Annotated in this window: 1 protein-coding gene and 1 pseudogene; both read right to left on the bottom strand. The window is 61.0% G+C overall.

The genetic code is table 11. The features are described from left to right. Positions 1–407, bottom strand: a 407-nt coding sequence (locus U1769_RS25230; RefSeq protein WP_332720905.1) for an alcohol dehydrogenase catalytic domain-containing protein, incomplete at its 3' end; no start/stop codon positions are given. Positions 408–520: 113 nt separating this feature from the next. Continuing rightward, positions 521–1150 (bottom strand): annotated as a pseudogene (locus U1769_RS25225) (GntP family permease); the annotation flags it as partial.

Here is a 1150-nt window from a genome sequence, read left to right as displayed (position 1 = left end):
TCGAATGTCGATTTCAGAAGATAATGCGCCGTCAAACCCTTGAGCATAATGGACGCAGCATCGTCGAAGCTCAGATTATCGGGCAGGCGAACGAGCCGGTCGGCAGGAATCAGGCGAGCGGACGCATAACTGCCGAGCGGGCCGAGCGCGTAAGCGACGCGGTCGCCGACGTTCACGTTCGTCACCCCGTCTCCGGTGGCTATGACACGGCCCGCCCCTTCGACCCCGAGGCCGCTTGGTAGCGCCACGGGTACAACTCCGGTCCGATGAGTCACGTCGAGAAAATTGACCCCGATCGCTTCCTGTTCAATCCACGCTTCACCGCGACCGGGCACCTTCGTTTCGACCCGACGAAGCTCCAGGACTTCGGGCCCGCCCGTTTGCTCCATGATCAGTTCAACCGACATCATTTTCCTCTTTTCCTGCGTTGAAGCCTGGTTCAGGGCAGTTGGCCCGGCATCCAATCGCCGGGTCGAGCAGCATTGAACGGGCGGCGTTGTCCATCGTTGCCGAAGATCGATCAGACGAGCTTGGTAATGTGGTACAGAGCGACGACGAAAAACGCGGCGAGCGTCTTTATGATCGTCATCCCGAATATGGGACCGTAGGCGGCACGGTGAGACAGGCCGCAAACAAGAAGCAGAGTCACGATGACGCCGTTGTGCGGAAGCGTATCCATCCCCCCGGAGGCCATTGCGGCAACGCGGTGCACGACCTCCAGCGGGATATCATGGGCCTTGGCCATCGCAATGAACTGTTCGGAAAAAGCCCCCAGCGTAAGGCTCAAGCCGCCCGACGAGGACCCTGTTACGCCCGAAAGCACGTTAGTGATGACTGCGATATTTGTCAGCGGATCACTGATCCTCGCCAGGAAGGCCCCGATGGCGTGGAAGCCCGGGAGCGCAGAGATTACACCGCCGAAACCATATTCGGACGCCGTATTGAGGGCGGCGAGCAAGGCCCCTCCCACCGATGCGTGCGTCAGTTGCGCAAACCGCGGGAATATCCGGCGCGGTGCGATCAGGACGGCGGCGACAATGCCCGCCAAAAGCGCCGTTTCGACTGCCCATATACCCGCATTTGTGCCGACATTCTGGACGATCGGAGCGTTGGCCAGCTGTGGGCTCAAGGTCGCGGTGGCCTCGGCGCC

The organism is Parasphingomonas zepuensis, assembly GCF_036663735.1.
In the GTDB taxonomy this organism is placed as follows: domain Bacteria; phylum Pseudomonadota; class Alphaproteobacteria; order Sphingomonadales; family Sphingomonadaceae; genus Sphingomonas.
This window is presented reverse-complemented; position numbering and strand designations above follow the sequence as displayed.